The following is a 20069-nucleotide window of genomic DNA, read 5'->3' on the forward strand; positions in this document are numbered from 1 at the left end:
GACCTACCCCCGCAGGAGCACCCTGCGCCCACCGACGCAGTACGACGTACTCCCCCGGGCGTACACCCCGCCCGGGGGAACCCTCACCGGCGACCCCCGCTCCACACCCGCCGGGCGGCCCGGGCGGGTGCGGAGCGGCGTGGGTCAGGCCGTGGCGGCGAGGATCTGGTTGACGTCGTCGTTGGCTTTGGCGAGCGAGCTCGGTTCGGCCTCGAAGGACATCACTGCGTCCATCGCCGGGGTCATCACCGCGGTCACGTCCGCGGCGTTCGGGTTGGCCGGGTACGGGAACACGTCACCCGCCTCGACCGGTTCCAGGAACGGTGTCACGTCCCAGCCGCTCTTCGCGAACGCGGCCTTCGCCGCCGGCATGCTCGCCGCCACCGCCGGGAACACCACACCCGCCTTGGCGACGATGTCCTGCGCGGTCTGCGAGCCGAGGAACTTCACCCAGGCCCACGAAGCCTCCCGACGGGTGGTGCCTGCCCAGATGGTGTCCGCCAGCCCGTTCATCATCGACATCCGCTTCCCTATCGGGCCGATCGGCAGCCGGGCCAGTTTGGTCTTCACCTGCTTCAGCCCGGCGTACGTCCCCAGCATCCACGACCCGTTCGGGGTCATCCCGTACTTCCCCGCACCGAAGGAGGTGGTCACGTCCACCCCGGACTTCGCCTGCGCGTACGTCGGCATGTACCCCTTGGTGATGAGCCCGCGCCACCAGCCGATCGTCTCGGTGAACTTCGGGTCGCCGTAGAAGAACTTCGTCCCCCACGGCTCGCCCTCGGAGTACTTCCAGCCGTTGATCGCGGTGTACCAGCTCCAGCTGGTCTGGCCGTCGCCACCACCGGCGTCGGCGTACCCGAGGCCGTAGACCTTGACGTCGTCCTTGTCGAACCCCGGCTGGTCGCCGCGGCGGCCCTTGGAGTCCACGGTCAGTCGCCGCACGATCTGCTCGAGGGTGCCGCCGTCCTGCGGGTTCCAGGTCATCGAGTTCAGCTGCTCGGTGCTGATCCCGGCCGCCTCGGTGAACGCACTGTTGTAGAAGTAGACCTCGGTGTCCCAGTCCTTCGGCAGTCCGTACCGCTTGCCGTCGGCCCCGATCCAGCGATCGGCCAGGCCCTTCTGGTAGATGCTCAGGTCAACGTTGTCCTTGGACACGAAATCGTCGATGGCCAGGACCTGGCCCTTGTCCGCGAACAGCGGATACTTCGAGGAGTGCCCGGTGAACACGTCCGGCGCGGTGTCGGAGATGAACCCGGTGACCAGCTTCGGCCAGTAGTCGTTCCAGCCGTACTGCTCGATCTTCACGCTGTACTGCGGGTTCTGCTCGTGGAACACCTTCGCGCACTCGGTGTACATCGGCAGCTGGGCGGAGTCCCAGAGCCAGTAGATGACCTCGCCCTCACTGCGGGCGGCGGCACCGTTGTTGCATCCGGCCACCGCAGAGGCGGCGAGGCCGGCCAGTCCTGCCTTCAGCAGGGTCCTTCTGGACAGAAGTGTCATCATTTGATCCCGGAGAAGCCGATGGAGTTGGTGATCCGCTTGGCGAACGCCAGGAACAGCACGATCATCGGCAGCGCCGCGACCAGCGTCGCTGCCATCAGCCCGGCCCAGTCCGGTCCACCCTGCGGAGTCTGCGACCGGAACACGCCGAGCGCGACCGTGAGCACGCGGACGTTCTCCTGCTGACCGACCAGCAACGGCCAGAAGTAGTCGTTCCAGGAGTTGATGTAGGTCAGGATCGCCAGCGTCGCGATCGGCGCCGCGCTCATCGGGATGATCATCCCGAAGAAGATCTTGCGGTGCCCGGCGCCGTCGATCATCGCCGCCTCCTCCAGTTCGCGGCTGATGCCGAGGAAGAACTGGCGCAGGAAGAAGATCGCGAACGGCGTCATGAACGCTCCCGGCAGGATGATGCCGGCGAAGCTGTTCAGCAGCCCCAGGTTCTTGATCAGCACGAAGTTCGGCAGCGTGGTGAAGATCGGCGGCACCATCAGCGCGGCCAGGAACAACGCGAACACCTTGTCCCGCCCGGGCCAGCGCAGCCGCGCGAACGCGTACGCCGCCATCGCGCTGAAGAACACCTGGCAGACGGTCGTGACCGTTGCCACGACCAACGAGTTGCGCAGGTACAGCCAGAAGTTGACCGAGGCACCAGAACCGCCCTGTGCCTGCGCCTCCTGGATGGTCGACAGCCCGAGCACCCGCTTGAACGCACCCAGTGTGGTCTCCACCGGAAGCAGCGAGTTCGGGTGACCGGCGAGCTGGGTGTTGTTGGACAACGCCGTACGCAACATCCAGTAGAACGGGAAGATCGTCAGGATCAGCAGCACGGCCAAGCAGACCCATGCGACGATCCGGCCCGGATTCAGTGGCTTTCTCATGCGAGGTCACTCTCCCTTGCCCGGAGCAACCGAAGCTGCAGCAACGAGACCACCGCGAGAATGGCGAACAGCACCAGCGCCATCGCCGACGCGTACCCGAAGTCGAACCGGGTGAACGCTCGCTCGTAGATGTAGTAGTAGATGACCCTGGTCGCGTTGATCGGACCGCCCTGCGTGGTCACCGCGACGGTGTCGAAGATCTGGAACGACCCGATCATGGTGACCACCAGGACCATCACCAGAACGGGTCGCAGCAGCGGCAGCGTGATCCGCCAGAACGACTTCCACTCGCTCGCCCCGTCCACCTCGGCCGCCTCGTAGACGTACGACGGGATCGTCTGCAGACCGGCGAAGACCAGCAATGCGGTGTAGCCCATGTGCCGCCAGACGTTGATGCCGGCGACGGTCGGGATCGCCCAGTGCGAGTCGCCGAAGAACGCGACCGGGTCGATCCCGATCCAGGCCAGGCCCTGGTTCACGATGCCGACCTGGAAGTCGAGCATCCAGTACCAGACCAGCGCGACGACCACGTTCGCGACCAGGTACGGCAGCAGGATCGCCGCGCGGACCGTGATCGACTTGGTCAGCCGGTACATCAGCATCGCGATGCCGACCGCCAGGACGGTCTGGACGCCGATGTTGATCACGACGTACTCGACGGTGACCACCAGCGCGTTCCAGAAGAAGCTGTCGTGGATCATCCGCCGGTAGTTGTCCAGCCCGTTGAACTGCGGCGCGGTCAGCAGGCTGTACTCGGTGAAGCTCAGGTACGCACCGCGCAGGGTCGGCCAGATGTAGAACACGACGAAGCCAAGGGTGGCCGGGGCCAGGAAGATCATCGCGACCTTCAGGTCCCCCAGGCTCCGCCGCCGGGCAGGCGGCGCCTGGGTATCCCCGCGACTGTGCTGTCTGTCAGGTGGAGCATTGGTTGTCACGGTCACGGGGATCTCCTTTTCAGTCGGCGATCGACTGGTTGGTCAGTCGATCGCAGTCACATCCAGCAAGATCGCGTTCTCGGGCCACTGCGCGGGAACGTGTACGCCGACCGCCGCCAGCGCTGCGCCGTTCAGCTCCACCTGTCCACCGTCGGCCGACCACGCCGCCGCGCGCGACTCGGGCCCGGGTGTCACGGTCTTGTGCACCCGGTAGGTCCGCTGCGGGTCGAGGCCAGGCAGCCGGACCCGGCCGACGGCCGAGGTGACCGATTGCGTCAGCTGTACGGCGGCGTACACGGCGCGCGAACCGTCCTGCGCGACGACGCCGTGCAGCAGGAAGTCCTCCGGACCGCGGTCGGCTCGGACCACCTTGCCGGTGTGCAGCAGCGGCCGCAGCTCCTTGTGCAAGGCGACCCAACCGGCCAGTTCCTGGCGCTCTTCCGGCGAGGCGGACGCGATGTCCCACTCGATGCCGAAGTGGCCGAACAGTGCGGTGATCGCCCGGAACGACAGCGTCTGCGTGCGGCCGGTGGTGTGCGCCCGCGGCGGGCCGACGTGGCAGCCGATCAGCTCCGGCGGCAGCAGCAGCTCCGTGTACCGCTGGATCGTCTGGCGCTCCAGCGCGTCGTTGCTGTCGCTGCCCCAGACGCGGTCGGTGCGCTCCAGGATGCCGAGGTCGACCCGGGCACCACCGGACGAGCAGGACTCGATCTCGAGTCCCGGGTGCCGGCGCTTGAGCTCGTCGATCAGCCGGTACAGCGCGAGCGTCTGCTCGTGGATGCCGGCCGTCCCGGTCAGTTGGTTGCCGCCGTCAACGAAGTCGCGGTTGTGGTCCCACTTCAGGTACGCGATGTCGTACTCGGTCAGCAGCGAGTGGAGCCGCTCGAGGATGTAGTCGTACGCCGCCGGTACGCCGAGGTTCAGGCCCTGCTGATGGCGTGCGGTCGGCGGCATTCGGTGGCCGGTGGCAAGGATCCAGTCCGGGTGCTCGCGGGCCAGGTCCGAGTCCGGGTTCACCATCTCCGGCTCGACCCAGAGGCCGAACTGCAGGCCGAGACCCTTCACGTGGTCGACCAGCGGGTGCAGGCCCTTCGGCCAGATCCCCTCGTCGACGTACCAGTCGCCGAGCCCGGCGTGGTCGTCGCGGCGGCCGCGGAACCACCCGTCGTCCAGCACGAAGCGCTCCGCCCCGACCTCGGCGGCCGCGTCGGCGAGGGCCTTCAGCTTGTCCAGGTCGAGGTCGAAGTACACGGCCTCCCAGGTGTTCAGTACGACGGGACGCTCTGTCCGCGGGTGGACGGACCGGGACCGCAGGTGCTCGTGGAAGCGTGTCGACACCTCGTCGAGGCCGACGCCGTACGAACCGTAGAGGCACGGCGTGCTGTAGGTGCCCTGCGGTTGGACGCGTCCCTCGCCGGGGAGGAGTAGTTCGCCTCCGCCGATCACGGCGTACCCGCTCATGCCGCGCTCGGCGTACGAACGGTGGTTGCCGCTCCAGGCTGTGTGCACGGCCCAGACCTCGCCTTCGCGGAAGCCGAAGCCTTTGGTGCCGGTCATCAGCAGAAGGGTTGCGTCGGCGCCGGTGCGGCCGCGGCGGTTGTCGCGAACGTGGGCGCCCTGCGTGAACGCGTGCCGCTGCGGGTGCCGCTCGCCGATGTGCCGGCCGGTCAGGTCAAGCAGCTCGGTCGCCTCGGTCGGGACCGGTAGTGCGAGCACCAGCCCGTCGACCGTGTACGGCGTCCCGCCGGTGTTGGTGAGGTCCGCCTTGGCCCGCACGAGGCCGGAGTCGCTCAGCTCGATGGTGAGGCGGAGCTTCAGGGCCGCATCGGCGTCCTCGGCGTCGACCTGCACCGTATTGTCGGTCTGCGCGACGCTGGCCAGCCGGAAGCTCGCGGAGAAGTTCTGCCCGTCGCGGTGACCGCTCAGACCCGGCAGACCGAACCAGCCCGCCGAGTACTCCGGCACGATCGCGACCGGAAGGTTGTCGTCGAGACCGTTGCCGTCCTGTACGGCGCCGGCCCCACGCCTCAGTTCCAGCAGAGCCCGCTCGTTCAGCTCACCCAGGTCCGCGCCCCAGTGCAGCACGGACGGAAGAGTGGGACCCGAGCAGTCCAGCACCAAGCTGACCCCGGCAGCGCGGAGCTGCAGCACCTCGATGTTCGACACTGTTGATTCACTCTGCTTTCTGATTGATTTCAGGACGGAACTATTTACCCCGTCAGCCCAGATGTCAATGCTTCACGAAGTTAAGTAAATACCCTAGGGCTCCATCCCGGCTCTTTACAACGAAGGAAGACCCGCAGGGTCAGACGCTGAGCCGAACCCGCACCAGCAGGTCATGCAGCGCCGCGTCTGCCGTCGGCCGATCGGGAAGCTCGCTCACTGCTTCCGCATCGTCGAGCACGGACTGCAGTTTGATCACATCTTCGGTGAGGCGCTCGATGCTCGGCCCGGCCAGCGGCGCATGCTCCGCCTCGGCCTTGGCCGCCATCAGCTCAGGCAGGTACGACGGCGCCTCGGGAAGATCGAGCAGCTCACGGAGATCCGCCCGGTCGGCTCCGGTCCGCATCAGGAGTCGCGGGACGGGAAGCCGTACAGGTGAGCGCCGGACACTGTTGCGAACAGCAAGTGGTACGGCTGTTCACCCATGATGGACCGCAGCTCGGCGTAGTCGAGCTGCCGCAGGTCACGTGTTACCGAGACTCCTCCTGCGGACCGAACGGAGCCAGGAGTCGATGCGAGCCACATCGGGGGTGGCCGGTAGAACCGTTTGTTGCAAGGCCTTGTCGAGGTCTTCGTGCAGGGTGAGGCGCCACTGCTCGACCTCAGGCCAAGGCAGTTCGCCACGCCGTACCGCCAGCAGCCGCTCGCGATACGGACCGGCATCGACGACTAGCTTTGCCTCCAGCAACAGAGTGCGGGCCGCGAGCAACAACCGGATCAGGTGCATCACGTGCTTCCACTTCGGGGCACCGTCGCGGCGGATGTCCGTCTCCAGCTTCTTGAACTGGCTCAGCACATAACCGGAGTACGTCTGATATACGAGCTGCGAAAGAAAGGCACCGCGGAGCTCAAGCAGTTCCTCCCCCAACGGCGTCTGCCGGACCACGAGCGGCGAGTGGATCACCTCGAGGACATTCGGGTTGGCCTTCAACGCCAGCTCACAGAACCGTTCGACCTCCCAGGAGAACCACTCCTCCTCGGGGCCGTCGACGTGCGTCGGCGGTTTGGCCAGCGACCAGAACGACTCGGTCGGCGCGACATACACCCCGCGGGTGTCCGTGTCCGACGTCTCGGTCTGCAGCCCGTACGCCCTCGAACCGATGACCGCCGCGTAGATCGTGTGCTCCAGCACCAGCCGGTCACCATCCGGCTGATCCAACTCGATCGCCTCGTCCTGGTACGCCGTACGCAGACTCAACTCGTCGCGGCGGGCAACCGTCTCCCGGCCGTCGGCGAGCCGCACCGTGTAGCGACCGTCCGGGGTGATGCCGGCGACCCGGCCGGTCGCCCCACGGTGCGCCGTACCGCCGTGGTCGTCCGGCGCCGCGACCCGGATCACCACCTGCGTCCCCACCGGCAACTGCGGCCCGACCAACCCCATGCCGCTCATCGTTTCATCAGTGCAGTTCACTCTATTGACAAATTTTTCTGTCAAGGAGAGATTGGGCGCATGCTGGGATACATCGAGGAGCCGGAGAAGCTGCGTGTTGCGCTGTCGCCGATCCGGCGGCGGCTGCTCGAACTGCTCCGCGAGCCGTCGTCGGCGACCCAGCTCGCGGCCGCTCTGGAGCTGCCCCGGCAGCGGGTGAACTACCACCTGCGCGAGCTGGAGAAGGCCGGATTGATCGAGCTCGTCGAGGAGCGGCAGCGGCGCGGATTCATCGAGCGGATCCTGCGCGCGAAGGCCGCGACCCTGGTGGTCGATCCGGCCGTGATGGGTCACGCGTTCACCGAGATCCAGGACCAGTACGCCGCCGAGCACCTGGTGGACGTGGCCGCCGGCACGGTCCGCGACGTGGCCCGGATGCAGAGCGCGGCCGACGCCGACGGCAAACGGCTGCTCACGTTCACGCTGGAGGCCGAGGTGCGGTTCGCCGAACCGGGCGACGTACACCGCTTCACCGATGCCTTGACCGAGGCGGTGCGGCGGACCATCGAAGAGTTCGACACTGAGAGCGGGCGGCCCTATCGCCTGATCGCCGGCGGCCACCCGGCATCACGACGTACCGAAGGAGAAGAAGGATGAGCGAGGAGACACCGCGGATCGTGGTGACCGTGGCCGCGCCGGCCGAGGCGGTCTGGGACGCGCTGCGGAACAAGGACAAGATCCGGCACTGGCACGGCTGGGAGTACGAAGGCACCCAGGGCGGGCTGGAGGAGGAGATCGACCTGATCTACTTCACCAAGGTCGACGACAGCCAGGCCGGGACGCTGATCCTCGGGGACGGCGACCGGTTCGTGGTCGAGCCGGTCGAGGGCGGATCGCGGATCACGCTGACTCGGTCGCCGCGCGGCTCCAATCCCGACTGGGAGGCGTACTACGACGACATCACCGAGGGCTGGACGACGTTCGTCAACCAGTTGAAGTTCGCGCTCGAGCAGCACCCGGACGACGAGCGGCGGACGCTGTTCTACGTCGGCACCGGGGCCGCCTCGCTGACGACTTCACTGGGTATCGATGACCGGCCGGTGGGTGCGCCGTACGAGCTGGACCTGGTCGGCGAAGCGGTGAAGGGCGAGGTCCTGTACACATCGGAGCACCAGGTCGGCCTGACAGTCGATGCCTGGGGCAACGGTCTGCTCGTGCTCAGCTACATCCCGCCGGGCGAGCTCAAGCCGGAAGGCTCGGCGATGGCGATCCTCAGCCTGTACGGCGACGTCGACCGGGACGCGCTCGACTCGCGCTGGAAGACCTGGTGGGAGACGCACTACGAGCCGGCCAGCCTGCCCGGTACATGACGACAGGAGGTGTCCCGCCCGTTGCGAGGTCGTCAGGCGTGGCCGACGGCGGGAGCCTGCCAGACCTGGCGACACCTCCTGTCCACCTGCACCTGACGCGGCGGTGACAGGGCGCAAACGTGCCAGTACTCTCGGTCTGTCTCTAGCGGTTACTTCTGAGTACCTTTCTTGCCACGGCGGTCGCCGCCCCGCGGCCGCCCTCCGGCGAGAGAGGTCTTCCGGTGAACATTCCGTCCCGCTCACTCGTGCGTCGAGTGTCCACGTTCCTCGTGCTCTCCATGACCGGGCTCTTCCTGGTCGCCACCCCCGCCCGGGCCGACGGTCCCGGCTCCGGGACGCCGTACGTCGTCACCCTCGGCGACTCCTACATCTCGGGCGAGGCGGGCCGCTGGGCCGGCAGCTCGAACAATTCCGAGGCACGGGCCGACGCGCTCGGTGCGCACGCCTACCACGACAACGCGAGTCGCACCGCCGAGCAGATCCCACGGTGCCATCGCAGCAGCTCCGCCGAGGCGTTCATCGGCGGTGGTGTCGGCGGGCTGAACCTGGCCTGCTCCGGCGCCAGCACCGCCACCAGCACAGGTGACGACTTCAAACCTGGCATCGACTTCTACGACGACGGCGCCGGGCATCTCGGGCAGGCGAAGATGCTGCAGCAGTTCGCGGCCGGCCACAACGTGCGGCAGGTGGTCGTCTCGATCGGCGGCAACGACTTCAAGTTCGCGTCGATCGTCACCCAGTGTGTGACCGACTTCCTGCTGTCGCCGTCCTGGTTCCCGGACTACTGCAAGGACGACTCCTCGGTCGTCGCCAACTTCACGTCGGCCAACGTCACCGCCGTACGCGGGAGGATCGCGACCGCCTTCCAGAACGTACGCACGGCGATGCGGAACGCCGGGTACGGCGACAACGCGTGGACGCTGCTGGTCCAGACGTACCCGTCACCGATCCCGGGCGGGAGCGGGTTACGGTACGGGCAGAGCGGCTACACGCGGCAGAGTGTGGGCGGCTGCGGGTTCTGGAACGCGGACGCCGACTGGGCGAACAACACCGCGCTCGTCACCATCAACAACACGGTCCGCGCGGCGATCGGGCAGTCCGGGCTCGGGAACGTCCGCCTGCTCGAGCTCCAGTCGGCCTTCAACGGCCGGCGGTTGTGCGAGAGCTCGGTCGGTCTCTACGAGGAGGTCGGGCTGAGCTCGTGGACCCAGCCCACGGCGGTCGACAAGACCGAGTGGATCAACCAGATCCGCACGGTCACCACGGTCGGGTCGAACTACTTCATCCAGGAGAGCCTGCACCCGAACTACTGGGCCCAGCTCGCGCTCCGCTCCTGCGTCCGCCAGACCTACACCCAGAACCGCGGCGGCACCTGCACCATCTCCGGCACCGGCCTGCTCAACGGCGAGCCCCGGATGACGCTTGGTTAGTGCAGTAGCTCACCCGGTACGGCGGCCCCGTCGGGTCGCCGTACCGGCGGTTGATTAGGCTCGGTGCGTTGTGGGTGCTCTGGACCAGGTGAGGGTGGTACAGGCAGAATCGCGCAGACGAGTCGGCTGCTTCGTGGGGTGTTAGGGCGTAGTGGAAATGGAACATGCGCTGTCGCTGGACGGCCAGCGCTGGGATCTGTCCGACGGTAGCGACTCGATCACCATCGGGCGCGCCTCCAACGCCGACATCCGGTTGACGGCCGACGACCAGATCTCCCGCATCCACGCCCGCCTGACCCGCTCCGGCAGCACCTGGACCCTGATCGACGAGTCCCGCAACGGCACCGCCCTCAACGGCCGCCGCCTGGCCGCCCCCACCCCCCTCACCAACAACGACCAAATCCACATCGGCCGCTCAGTCCTGACCTTCCACGAAACCCCTTCCCCGGCTGGTGCCCCACCAGCGGACGGTGCACCCGCCTCCTTCACCCCCGCGGAAGCCCCGCCCGCCTCGTACTCCCCCGCGGAAGCCTCGCCCGCCTCCCTCGCCCCACCCGCGGAGGCGCCGCCCGCCTCGTTCTCCCTGCCTGAGCCGCCCCCGGCCGCCGAGTACCCCCCGCCTGCAGACGCGCCGTATCCCGCCGACGCCTACCCGGCGCCCGCGAACGAGCAGTACGGCGCGCCTTCGGACCAGCAGGACGCCGCGTCCTCGAACCAGCAGTACGCCGCGTCCTCGGACGATCAGGACGCGCCCTCGTATGAGCAGCACGGCGCTCCCTCAGATGATCGGTACGCCGCGCACGCGGACGACCAGTACGCCGCGCCTGCGGAGCAGTACTCCGCGCCCGCCGACCAGTACTCCGCGCCGGCCGACCAGTACTCCGAGCCCGCCGCCGACCTGCATCGCGCTCCTGCGGAGGACGCGTTCTCAGGACAAGCAGATGGTGCGTACGCCGCGCCCGACCAGCCGTCGTACCGCGAGAAGAACGCCCCGCAGTATCACCCCGACTCAGCCGAACCTCCTGCGGCGGCACCTTCGGGACCCGCCGAGCGGCCGCAGGTGGCCGACCGGTTCTCCCTCGCAGAGCCCCTCGCGCTCGGCGACCCAGCCGCGTACGCCCCGGTCACTCCCCCCTCCAGCCGCGCGGACCGAGGCCAAAACCCCTTCGCCCCACCCGAGGCTGAACCAACCCCAAGCCCGTACGCACCCACCCCCCAAAACCAGCAGCCGACCCCACCCACACCCCCCGACCCCGACCAGGACGCAAACGCGTTCACCCCACCCAACCCCGCCGACCGACGCCCCACCCTCGCCGACCGTGGCCCAAGACCAGTCACCCCGCCCAACCCCAACCAGCAGCCAAGCCCCATCACACCGCCCGACCCCGGGCCGGACCCAAGCGCGTACACCCCACCCGAGGCCGACCGGGGCAACAACCCCTTCGCACCACCCGAGGGTGTGCCGGGCAGTTTCCCACCAGCTGAGGCCGAGCAGGGCGCGAGCTCATCTGCCCCAGCCCAAGGCGAGCTCGGCGGCTTCGCGCCGTCCGGGGGCAAGCAGGGCGCTAGCCCGTTCGCCCCAGCCCAAGGTGAGCCCGACGGCTTCGCGGCGGAGCGTGTGCCGGGCGGCTGCGGATCGGGCGAGGGTGGGCAGGGCGCGAGCTCGTTCGCTCCAGCCCAGGGTGATCCCGGCGGCTTCGCGCCGTCCGGGGCCGAGCAGGGCAGGAGCCCGTTCGCCCCGGCCAAGGGTGAGCCCGACGGCTTCGCGTCGGCTGCGGGTGTGCCGGGCGGCTCCCGACCGGGTGAGGGCGAGCACGGCGCGAGCTCGTTCGCTCCAGCCCAAGGTGAGCCCGGCGACTTCGCGCCGCCCGAGGGCGGGCAGGGCGGGAGCCCGTTCGTTCAGGTTGAGGGTGAGCCGGGTGACTTTGGGTCGGGCGAGGGTGGGCAGGGTGTGAGCCCGTTCGCCCGGGCTGAGGGTGAGTCGGGCGGCTTCGCTTCGGGCGAGGGTGAGCGTGGGGGGAACCCGTTCGCGCGTGATGGGGCTGGGCAGGGTGTGAGCCAGTTCGCTCCGGCTGACGGTGGGTATGAGCCGTCGGCGGGTGATGAGGGTTTTGGTGGGGTTACGGGTGAGGGGGTTGCGGTTGGGGGTGGGGATTGGGGGGCTTATCCGTCGGCGGACAATCCGGAGCCGGCTCGGTCGCCGTGGGCTGGTGGGATGACTGTGCCGATTCAGTTCGATCGGTCGCAGGCCAATCGGAACGAGTCGGCCGGCTGGCCGGACACCGGTCGGGCCGAGGATCAAGCAGGCGTCGCCCCAGCCGGCGGAGCGCAGACATCACGCGGAGCGGCGGGCGCCCGACAGACATCGCGTACGCCGCAGCCTCGGCAGGCGTCACCGAAGGCGGAGGCACGCGCCGCGAAAGCGAAGGCTCGCCGACCGGCCGACGCGGATGAGGTCGGCCAGGTAAGGCTCGGCCGTGTACTCGCGGTAGCAGGCGCCCTCCTCGCGCTCGGCCTCCTGATCAACCTCGTCGTCACCTTCTTCTCATCCGGCCCCGGCGGTCCCCTCCGCTGGCTGGTGCCGCCAGTCATCGCGCTCATCACCGCGATGGTCGTCGCCCTGATGGACGCGCTCAGCCCGCAGGAACGCTCCCCCGGTCGTCTCAACGTCTCTGTGATCGTCGCGATCGTCGTCGTACTGCTCGGCGTCGGTGTCGGCGGGTTCGCGCTCACCGCGGCAGCGCAGTACGCCGCCGGCTACCTCACCGGTAAGGAGTCCGGCGAGGACCGCCTGGTGAAGCCGGTCGGGAAGGGATTCGAAGGCCTGACCGTCACCGTCCAGAATGTGACGTACACGAGCCACTTCACCCGCGTGCAACTCGCGATCAAGAACGCCGGTGATCAGTCGATCGCCCTGCCGCGCGACAGCAACGTCGCCCTCACCGGCCCGGAGGGCAACGCGATCCGCGCCGACGACTCCCGTAGCCAGTGGCCGGGCAAGTTCCCGGCCGGCGGCACCAAACACGGCACGATCACGTTCAAGGGCCACCTGCCGGACAATCTGGAGACCGCGACCCTCACCCTCAAGTCCGGTGAGCCCCCGGTCGCCCTCGGTATTGCCCTCAGCAACTGACACCCACGGAAACTGTTGCCCCGGGCAACCCGAAGAAATTCGCGTGCGCACTTACATCGATTATTGATACGGTTCCCAGCATGGCGGCAGAGGTGGATGTCGAGCGACTGACCACAGCCATCGAGGACTTCAACCCGATCTTCATCCGGTTGCCCTCGGTGCGCAGGTTCAACTTCTCGACCCTGTCGGTCCTGCACACGTTGTCGCGCAGCGGCCCGCTCCGGCTGACCGACCTGCTGGCGACTGAGCAGCTCAAGCAACCGGCGCTGACCAGCCTGGTCACGAAGCTCGAGCAGGACGGACTCCTGCAACGGCGCCCCGACCCGACCGACGGCCGCGCGATGCTGCTGTCGCTGACACGCGCCGGCCGGCAGGTCGTACGGTCCCGCCATACGGAACGGGTCACCAAGCTGTCCCGCCTGGTCGACCGGCTGACCCCCGAGGAGCGCGACATACTCGCGAGCTCCATCGACGTGCTGAACCGGCTGACCGAGATCGCCGCTGAGGAGCGACTATGACCAGCTTTCCCTGGGAACCAACCCCGATCCACGTCCCCGACGACGTCCTCGACGACCTGCGCCGCCGGCTGACCGCGACCAAGTGGCCGCTCGACGCCGGGAACGACGACGGTTTCTACGGCGTACGTCGTACTCAACTGCAGGCACTGGTGGAGTACTGGGCGGACGGGTTCGACTGGCGTGCCGCCGAGCGCGCGATCAACGCCTTCGAGCACTACCGCGTCGATGTGAACGGCGTACCCGTCCACTTCATGCGCAAGCCCGGCGTCGGGCCGGCCCCGATACCGCTGATCCTGAGCCACGGCTGGCCGTGGACGTTCTGGCACTGGTCGAAGGTGATCGGCCCGCTCGCGGACCCGGCGGCGTACGGCGGAGATCCGGCCGACGCGTTCGACGTGATCGTGCCGTCGCTGCCCGGCTTCGGGTTCTCGACGCCGCTGACGAACCAGCCGGACATGAACTTCTGGAAGATCGCCGACGTCTGGCACGACCTGATGACCGGCGTCCTCGGGTACCCGAAGTACGCCGCCGCCGGGTGTGATGTCGGTGCGCTCGTCACCGGGCAACTCGGCCACAAGTACGCCGATGAGCTCTACGCGATCCACATCGGTTCGGGCCTGAAACTCACGTTCTTCAACGGCGACCGCGGCTGGGACCTGAGCGGCGGCAACCCGATCCCGCCGAACCTTCCGCCCGCGATCCACGACCGGATCATCGAGCTGGAACGGCGGTTCGCGGCCCACCTGGCCACGCATGTCCTGGACCCGAGCACCCTCGGCTTCGGCCTCGCCGACTCACCCGCCGGCATGCTCGCGTGGATCCTCGAGCGGTGGCTGAGCTGGTCCGGAGGCGACAAGGCGTTCAGCGACGACGACCTGCTGACGAACGCCACGATCTATTGGGCCGGCAACGCGATCGACACCTCGATCCGCACCTACGCCAACAACAACCGCTACCCGTGGACGCCGTCCCACGACCGTACGCCGGCCATCGAAGCGCCCACCGGCATCACGTTCGTCGGCTACGAGGACCCGCCCGGCGTCAGCACTCCCGAGGAACGCGTCCAGAACTTCCTGAACAGCGACCGCGCCGAGTGGTACAACCACGTCAACCTGACCGCCCACCCGGGCGGCGGCCACTTCATCCCGTGGGAACTCCCCACCGAGTGGACCGACGACCTCCGCCGTACGTTCCGCGACTATCGCTGAGTGACGCGGAAGAACTCGGCCGTCCGGGCGTCTGCGGGCAGGTAGCTCTCGACGGCGATCTCGTCGAGCGTGATGTCGAAGGCGGTACCGAACGTGGTGATCGCGTTGATCAAACAGAGCTCGGTACCGCGGTGGTCGATGCGGATGGGCAGCGCAATGTCCGCCGGATCGGGTGCAGGCGCGACGTCATCCGGTCCGTAGGCGATCAACTCGTCGTACAGCTCGTGCAGTACGGCGTCGCCGGTGGCGGCGGCCTGCCGGGCCAGCCGAGGCAGGAGGTAACCGCGCACCTGGGTGAGGTTGCGGATGCGCGGCGCCAGACCTTGTGGGTGCAGGCCGAGTCGCATCATGTTGATCGGCGGTTCCAGCAGCTTCGGGTCGGCGCCGTCGAGGAAGACATCCAGGGCGTCGTTGGCGAGGATCAGGTTCCAGCGGCGGTCGACGGCCAGCGCCGGGTACGGCTCGTGCGCGCGGACGAATCGCTCCAGCGCTTCGCGAAGACGGTCCATGTCGGGGTCGTCCAGCGGACGTTGGTGGTAGACCGGCGCGTGGCCGGCGGCGACGAGGAGACGGTTGCGTTCCCGCAGCGGTACGTCGAGGTGTTCGGCCAGGTGCAGCACCATCGGGCTGCTCGGTATGGTCCGGCCCGTCTCGACGAAGCTGACGTGTCGTGCGGACACATCGGCCTGGATCGCGAGATCGAGCTGACTCAGCTTCCGCCGCTGCCGCCACTCCCTGAGTAGCGCACCTACCGGTCTGTCCTCGCTCACGTCCCGAGTATCACCGGCGTGGGGTGGGCACTGCCATTACCACCCTTGTCATCGACACCGACCGATGTCATCGGCAACGGTCTGACACATGACAGCCGAACAGAACAAGAAGCTGGCCGTAGACGCATTCCAGGAGTTCGCCGCGGGCAACATCGCGCCGCTCCGCCCACTTCTGCAGGAGGATTTCCTCGAGCACAGTCCCGGCAATCCGTCGGGCCGCGACGCCTTCCTCGATTTCATCGCGACCGCTCCGGTCGCCTCGGCTCGGCTCGACCTGCGCCGCGTCATCGCTGACGACACTCATGTGGTGATGCACTACCTGATGACGACCGCGGACAATCCCCGCGGCGTGGCGGTCACCGACATCTGGCGCTTCGAGAACGGCCAGATCGTCGAGCACTGGGACGTCGTACAGCCCGTGCCCGACGCCGCGGAGATTCCGAACGGGATGGTCTGAGAGACGGCATGGACTAAGAGCTAGCCGGCGAGTTCGGCCGGCGAAGGAGCAGTACACCGAGCACCAGTAGCCAGATCGTCCACAGGTAGCTTCCGAGCAGGCCGCCGAGGTCCCAGACCGGGAAGCTCGGGATCGCGGTGGCGAGGATGTCGCCTTGGTTGGTGAAGTACAGGACGCTGGCGAGCAGCCCCAGCCAGCCCGCCCACCTCGGCATCACCTTGGTTCGCAAGATGATGATGCTGACAGTGACCGACCACGCGATGCCCAGGAGTTGTCCGAGGTGTTCGCCAAGTAGCGCGCCGCCGTACTGATGCTGGGCGGTCCACGCCGCGGCAACCGCCGTACGCGTAGCTGTGTCGCCGTTGACGTACGTATCGGCCAGCGGCGGTACTACGAAGACCCAGCGCAGGAATCCGATCAGCGCCAGCAGCACAGACGCCGCGCCCGCCCAGGTGGCGACCCGCAGGGCCGCGTCGTCCCGGCGCTTCAACGCAGTTGGTAGCAACAAGATCGGTACGGCGAGGATCGCGTACGTCCATGCGACCGCGAACCACGTCCAGACCAGGCTCGTGCCACCGTCGACGTACTCGGGCAACACCACATCCGCCGGTTGACGCAGGATGTCGGGCCAATCGAATGTCATCGACAGCACAGTCGCGGCCACCATGAAGGCCACGGTCGCCGCGATGAAGAAGATCCCGGTGACCTTCGCTGTTGTGATATTTGATCGAACTGCTGGAGCCTGCGCGATGTCGATCTGTTCGGCTTCCTCGTCGCGTTGGTGACCTCGTTCGACTCTGTCCATGCCGATCTCCCCCTTGGCGCGGCCACGGCTCCGGTCTGCCCGGGCGCCCCCCGACCCCACCGCTTTCAGCATGCGCGCCGGTCCCAGCGCTGTCCATGGCGCCTCGATCCATGAGGCTTGTCCGGTTTCGCTGCGTGGTGTGTGGGCGTAGCTTCGGAGGAAGTCCTCGTGGAGGGTGACAACGTGACAGCCGCCGACAGCACACGAACTGGTGGTGTCGTGCGGGGCTTCATGCTCGGCGAGGGGGCGGACGCCGTCGTGGACGCGTTGGATGCCATCTTTCCTTCCGCCAGCCCGCGAGTCGCCGGCGGCCAGCCGTCCACCGGGGCAGTGAAGATCGAGACGACGCAGTGCGGACCGTTGGGCTCGGATCGATGGCAGATCGGCCTGGGGTGCGCGGTGGACACCGAGCCGTACAAGGAACCGCTCGTTGTCTGGTTCTCGCGACCGGCCGTCGCGACTGTCCCGAGCGGCGAGTTGCGGGTGCCGGCGGTGGCTCGCTGATGCGTGCACCGGACGACTCGATGACTCTCGAGTTCCCGCCGTTCGACTCGATCGGGACGCGGGTCAGCTACCGCGATCTCGAGGAGGCCGCCGAGTCGGCGCACGGCGTACCGCCCAATGACTTCTGGCTCGGCACCGGGCTGCCACTCAACGCCCGGCTCAGCGCGTACTGGCAGTCGGTGAGCCACTACGTCCACCGCGTCCTGACCGACGTAACGTCGTCCGCCGAGAGTCCGCTGGTCGCCCAGCAACTGCACACCCACGTCGTCGCGTCGATGCTCGCGGTCTTCCCGAACGCGACGCTGCGGGTCTCGTACGCACCCTCACCCGGCTGGGTCACACCGGCGTCCGTACAACGAGCCGTCGACTACATCGACGCGCACGCTGCCGAGCCGATCGGCGTCAACGACATCGCTGCGGCCGTCGGCACGAGTGCCCGCGCACTCCAGTACGCCTTCCGTAGGCATCTGGAATGTACGCCGTTCGAGTACCTACGACAGGTACGCCTTGAACGCGCGCACCGCGACCTGCAGACAACCGATCCCGCCAGCGGCGTCACTGTCGCCACGATCGCCTACCGGTGGGGCTTCTCCCTCCCCCGGTTCACCGCCTCCTACCACGCCGCCTACGGTCGCAGCCCAGGCCGGACCCTCCAGGAGGGTTGCTGAGCTGCGATGGCTGTCGTCTTCGAGAGCACCACTATCGACGAGATCGAGGCCTTTCTGTCCGAGACGTACACGCGGGTGAACCTGTCCGGCCTCAACGGCGTACCGACCCGGACCCGCATCGCGCGCACGTTCCTCCCCGGCCTGACCAGCGACGAGTTCCAGCTCGGCGCCGACCTCACGTATCGCGCCGATCCGCTCGACAACTACATCTTGTGCAGCCTTCGTTCGGGTGGAGTTGAGATACCGGAGTACTCCGCCGGCCCGGGCGACGTACTGCTCCTGCCTCCTGGAGAGCGTGGGCTCACGGGCAGGCTGCGGCACCCGCGGGAGCTCGTCCTCATGCTCGATCCCACCGTCCTGCAGCGGGTCGCCGCGACCGCACTCGAGGGGCGGAGGCCCGCGGCGCTCAGCTTCCATGGCCACCGGCCCGCCACCACCGCGGCTCGGCGGCAACTGCGGGACGCGATCGACTACGTGCACACGCAGACACTCACCAACCCGGCGCTCTTCTCCGAACCCCTCATTTCCACGACCATCACGCAGTTCCTCGCCGCGATGGTCCTGGCCACGGTCCCCAACAACACCAGCACCGACCCCAATACCGAGAGCCGCCGCGACGCCCACCCCGCCACTCTCCGCCGCGCCATCAGCTACATCGAAGTCAACCCCCACCGCGACCTCACCATCGCCGACATCGCCACCGCCGCCGGCGTCACCAACCGCGCCATCCAACTAGCCTTCCGCCGCCACCTCGACACCACCCCGCTGGCCTACCTCCGCCAAGTCCGCCTGGCCCAAGCCCACGCCGATCTCCAGGCCGCGGACCCCACCCAAACCACCGTCACCGCCATCGCCGCCCACTGGGGCTTCCACCACCCCGGCCGCTTCGCCAACCAGTACCGCACCGCCTACGGCCAATCCCCCAGCACCACCCTCAACAGCTGAACTGCGGTGGTGGGGTTCGTGGTTCATCCCGAGGACTGAGTCGTGGATCTGGGCAGCAAATCGGCAACCAACTGAACACCTTTCCACGACTCGACGAGTCCGGGCACACGACGAACGCGGTTGCGTCGGGGCTCACCCAGCACACGCAAGAAGGCCGGTCCCGAGGGGACCGGCCTTCTTGTAACTCTCAGGGGTGGAGGTGGCGGGAATCGAACCCGCGTCCTTCGGCGGTGTTTCAAGGCTTCTCCGGGCGCAGTCTGTTAGACGTTTTCTCAGCCCCAGCGCTCTCACAGACACGTCGCTGACAGGCTCAGTCACTGTTGATGTCCCACACCAGCCCCGTGACCGGGCTAGTGCAGCAAGCTCCCTAAATGAGGCCAGGAGCCGGGGCGGGAGCATCCCCGGGCTGACCGCTTCTTTAAGTGCTCAGGCCGTCAGGCGGCGAGAGCGAAGCTACTGCGCTGAGTATTGGCAGTTATTGGTTTCCAGAGATCGTTTACGAGATAACCCTGGATCCTCGGCCCGCTTCCCTTGGAACAGACGTCCAAAGTCGAAACCGTTCACCCCCTGTTGAGTTGTCAAACTCCCACCGGTCCCGAAGGGCGGTGGAAGATCCACACTATCAAGTCCAACAGGCGACCCGCACCTGACATTCCCGTTACACACGGTCAGCGGCCGGCGACGCCTCGGGCGCGCGCAGGAAGATCACCGCCGCCCCCGCGACCATCAGCCCGGCCAGAGCGATCACCCATCCGGTGGTCCATCGGAGCAGCAACGCCCCCACAGCCGCACCAACCAGCATCGCAGCGATCGACCCCAGTCGGCGGTGAGGCTTCACGGAGCGTCCGTTGCCGAGCACGCTGTCGGCCGCCAGCCCCGTCAGTGTCAGCGTCAAAACCGTCGTCGTCATGTCCCGCGGCGCCACGTGCCGGACGGTCGCGTTCTGCAGCCCGAAGCAGGCAGCCAGCGCCACGATCAGCACGTACGACGTCCCGCCCGTCTCCTCGAGTACGCCGACGCCGACGAGCAACGCGCACAGCCACAACACGATCGCCTGCGCCCCGAACGCCGACGCCAGCCACCGCCGAGGCCGCGACTCCATCACCCGTGCCGCCCGCCCGCCGGCGAGGGACCCGAGCACGAACCCGAACACAGCCGCGATCGGCGGACCAAGCCGGAACCCGGACTCCGGCGACACCGCGAACCCGAGGAAGACGACGTTCCCGGTCATGTTCGCGACGAAGGTATGCCCGAGCTTCAGATAGCTGACCGCGTCGATCAACCCGGTGGCCGCGGTCAGGCCCAGGAACGCCGTGACCTCCCACCGCGCCCCGACAGGAACAGCCATGC

At 67.8% G+C, this 20069-nt stretch carries 20 protein-coding genes and 1 other RNA gene; 10 read left to right on the forward strand and 11 right to left on the reverse strand.

Going from position 1 to position 20069, the window contains the following annotated elements; all coding sequences use genetic code 11:
- Positions 1-144: 144 nt before the first annotated feature.
- The 7 genes from E0H73_RS37270 to E0H73_RS37295 form a co-directional block, all read right to left on the reverse strand.
- Positions 145-1503: an extracellular solute-binding protein gene (locus E0H73_RS37270; RefSeq protein ID WP_238164522.1), complete on the reverse strand. Its 1359-nt coding sequence runs from the start codon at positions 1501-1503 to the stop codon at positions 145-147.
- On the reverse strand, positions 1503-2384 hold the full coding sequence (locus tag E0H73_RS37275) for a carbohydrate ABC transporter permease (RefSeq protein WP_131364549.1): 882 nt from the start codon (positions 2382-2384) through the stop codon (positions 1503-1505). The genes E0H73_RS37270 and E0H73_RS37275 overlap by 1 nt, the downstream gene beginning before the upstream one ends.
- Positions 2381-3325 carry a carbohydrate ABC transporter permease gene (locus E0H73_RS37280; RefSeq protein WP_238164523.1) on the reverse strand — a complete coding sequence of 315 codons (945 nt, stop codon included), beginning with the start codon at positions 3323-3325 and terminating at the stop codon, positions 2381-2383. Before E0H73_RS37280 ends, E0H73_RS37275 begins: the two co-directional genes overlap by 4 nt.
- Positions 3326-3361: 36 nt before the next feature.
- Complete coding sequence (locus E0H73_RS37285) at positions 3362-5485, reverse strand: alpha-galactosidase (RefSeq protein ID WP_131364551.1); 2124 nt, start codon at positions 5483-5485, stop codon at positions 3362-3364.
- A 139-nt stretch (positions 5486-5624) separates the two neighbouring features.
- Positions 5625-5888 (reverse strand): hypothetical protein, encoded by a 264-nt coding sequence (locus tag E0H73_RS37290; RefSeq protein WP_202867743.1) that lies wholly within the window; start codon positions 5886-5888, stop codon positions 5625-5627.
- Positions 5888-6067 carry a DNA polymerase beta superfamily protein gene (locus E0H73_RS48485; RefSeq protein ID WP_202867744.1) on the reverse strand — a complete coding sequence of 60 codons (180 nt, stop codon included), beginning with the start codon at positions 6065-6067 and terminating at the stop codon, positions 5888-5890. The genes E0H73_RS37290 and E0H73_RS48485 overlap by 1 nt, the downstream gene beginning before the upstream one ends.
- Positions 6006-6923 (reverse strand): nucleotidyltransferase domain-containing protein, encoded by a 918-nt coding sequence (locus tag E0H73_RS37295; RefSeq protein ID WP_238164524.1) that lies wholly within the window; start codon positions 6921-6923, stop codon positions 6006-6008. The genes E0H73_RS48485 and E0H73_RS37295 overlap by 62 nt, the downstream gene beginning before the upstream one ends.
- A 69-nt stretch (positions 6924-6992) precedes the next feature.
- On the opposite strand from E0H73_RS37295, the gene E0H73_RS37300 reads away from it, so the two are divergent.
- The 6 genes from E0H73_RS37300 to E0H73_RS37325 all read left to right on the forward strand — a co-directional run bounded on the left by E0H73_RS37300 (position 6993) and on the right by E0H73_RS37325 (position 14570).
- On the forward strand, positions 6993-7568 hold the full coding sequence (locus tag E0H73_RS37300) for a winged helix-turn-helix domain-containing protein (protein ID WP_238164525.1): 576 nt from the start codon (positions 6993-6995) through the stop codon (positions 7566-7568).
- Entirely contained in the window at positions 7565-8281 is a 717-nt protein-coding gene (locus tag E0H73_RS37305; protein WP_131364555.1) for an SRPBCC family protein, read from the forward strand. The genes E0H73_RS37300 and E0H73_RS37305 overlap by 4 nt, the downstream gene beginning before the upstream one ends.
- Before the next feature lie 221 nt (positions 8282-8502).
- Positions 8503-9711: an SGNH/GDSL hydrolase family protein gene (locus E0H73_RS37310; protein ID WP_238164526.1), complete on the forward strand. Its 1209-nt coding sequence runs from the start codon at positions 8503-8505 to the stop codon at positions 9709-9711.
- Between the two features lie 157 nt (positions 9712-9868).
- Positions 9869-12844: an FHA domain-containing protein gene (locus E0H73_RS37315; RefSeq protein WP_131364557.1), complete on the forward strand. Its 2976-nt coding sequence runs from the start codon at positions 9869-9871 to the stop codon at positions 12842-12844.
- An 80-nt stretch (positions 12845-12924) separates the two neighbouring features.
- Positions 12925-13362 carry a MarR family winged helix-turn-helix transcriptional regulator gene (locus E0H73_RS37320; protein WP_131364559.1) on the forward strand — a complete coding sequence of 146 codons (438 nt, stop codon included), beginning with the start codon at positions 12925-12927 and terminating at the stop codon, positions 13360-13362.
- On the forward strand, positions 13359-14570 hold the full coding sequence (locus E0H73_RS37325; RefSeq protein ID WP_131364561.1) for an epoxide hydrolase family protein: 1212 nt from the start codon (positions 13359-13361) through the stop codon (positions 14568-14570). Before E0H73_RS37320 ends, E0H73_RS37325 begins: the two co-directional genes overlap by 4 nt.
- Here the strand turns inward: E0H73_RS37325 and E0H73_RS37330 are convergent.
- A complete protein-coding gene (locus tag E0H73_RS37330) occupies positions 14561-15340 on the reverse strand; it encodes a helix-turn-helix domain-containing protein (RefSeq protein WP_131364563.1) in 780 nt (259 codons plus the stop codon). The two genes, E0H73_RS37325 and E0H73_RS37330, sit on opposite strands and share 10 nt — an antisense overlap.
- An 88-nt stretch (positions 15341-15428) precedes the next feature.
- Here E0H73_RS37330 and E0H73_RS37335 point away from each other — a divergent pair, with 88 nt between their 5' ends.
- Positions 15429-15797: a nuclear transport factor 2 family protein gene (locus E0H73_RS37335; RefSeq protein WP_131364565.1), complete on the forward strand. Its 369-nt coding sequence runs from the start codon at positions 15429-15431 to the stop codon at positions 15795-15797.
- Positions 15798-15810: 13 nt separating this feature from the next.
- On the opposite strand, the gene E0H73_RS37340 is transcribed toward E0H73_RS37335, so the two are convergent.
- On the reverse strand, positions 15811-16602 hold the full coding sequence (locus E0H73_RS37340) for a DUF4386 domain-containing protein (RefSeq protein WP_131364567.1): 792 nt from the start codon (positions 16600-16602) through the stop codon (positions 15811-15813).
- 183 nt (positions 16603-16785) lie between these two features.
- Here E0H73_RS37340 and E0H73_RS46195 point away from each other — a divergent pair, with 183 nt between their 5' ends.
- Genes E0H73_RS46195 through E0H73_RS37350 form a run of 3 tightly spaced genes read left to right on the forward strand, consistent with a single transcriptional unit; the run spans position 16786 to position 18719 of the window.
- A complete protein-coding gene (locus tag E0H73_RS46195) occupies positions 16786-17106 on the forward strand; it encodes a hypothetical protein (RefSeq protein WP_165555968.1) in 321 nt (106 codons plus the stop codon).
- Positions 17106-17774, forward strand: a complete 669-nt coding sequence (locus tag E0H73_RS37345) for a helix-turn-helix transcriptional regulator (RefSeq protein WP_165555969.1) — start codon at positions 17106-17108, stop codon at positions 17772-17774. The genes E0H73_RS46195 and E0H73_RS37345 overlap by 1 nt, the downstream gene beginning before the upstream one ends.
- Before the next feature lie 6 nt (positions 17775-17780).
- Positions 17781-18719, forward strand: a complete 939-nt coding sequence (locus tag E0H73_RS37350; RefSeq protein WP_131364571.1) for an AraC family transcriptional regulator — start codon at positions 17781-17783, stop codon at positions 18717-18719.
- A gap of 191 nt (positions 18720-18910) precedes the next feature.
- On the opposite strand, the gene ssrA is transcribed toward E0H73_RS37350, so the two are convergent.
- Positions 18911-19287: a transfer-messenger RNA gene (gene ssrA, locus E0H73_RS37355) on the reverse strand.
- Positions 19288-19377: 90 nt separating this feature from the next.
- Complete coding sequence (locus tag E0H73_RS37360; protein WP_131364573.1) at positions 19378-20067, reverse strand: YoaK family protein; 690 nt, start codon at positions 20065-20067, stop codon at positions 19378-19380.
- Between the last annotated feature and the right edge of the window lie 2 nt (positions 20068-20069).

Origin of the sequence: Kribbella pittospori (assembly GCF_004331465.1) — a bacterium.
In the GTDB taxonomy this organism is placed as follows: Bacteria; Actinomycetota; Actinomycetes; order Propionibacteriales; family Kribbellaceae; genus Kribbella; species Kribbella pittospori.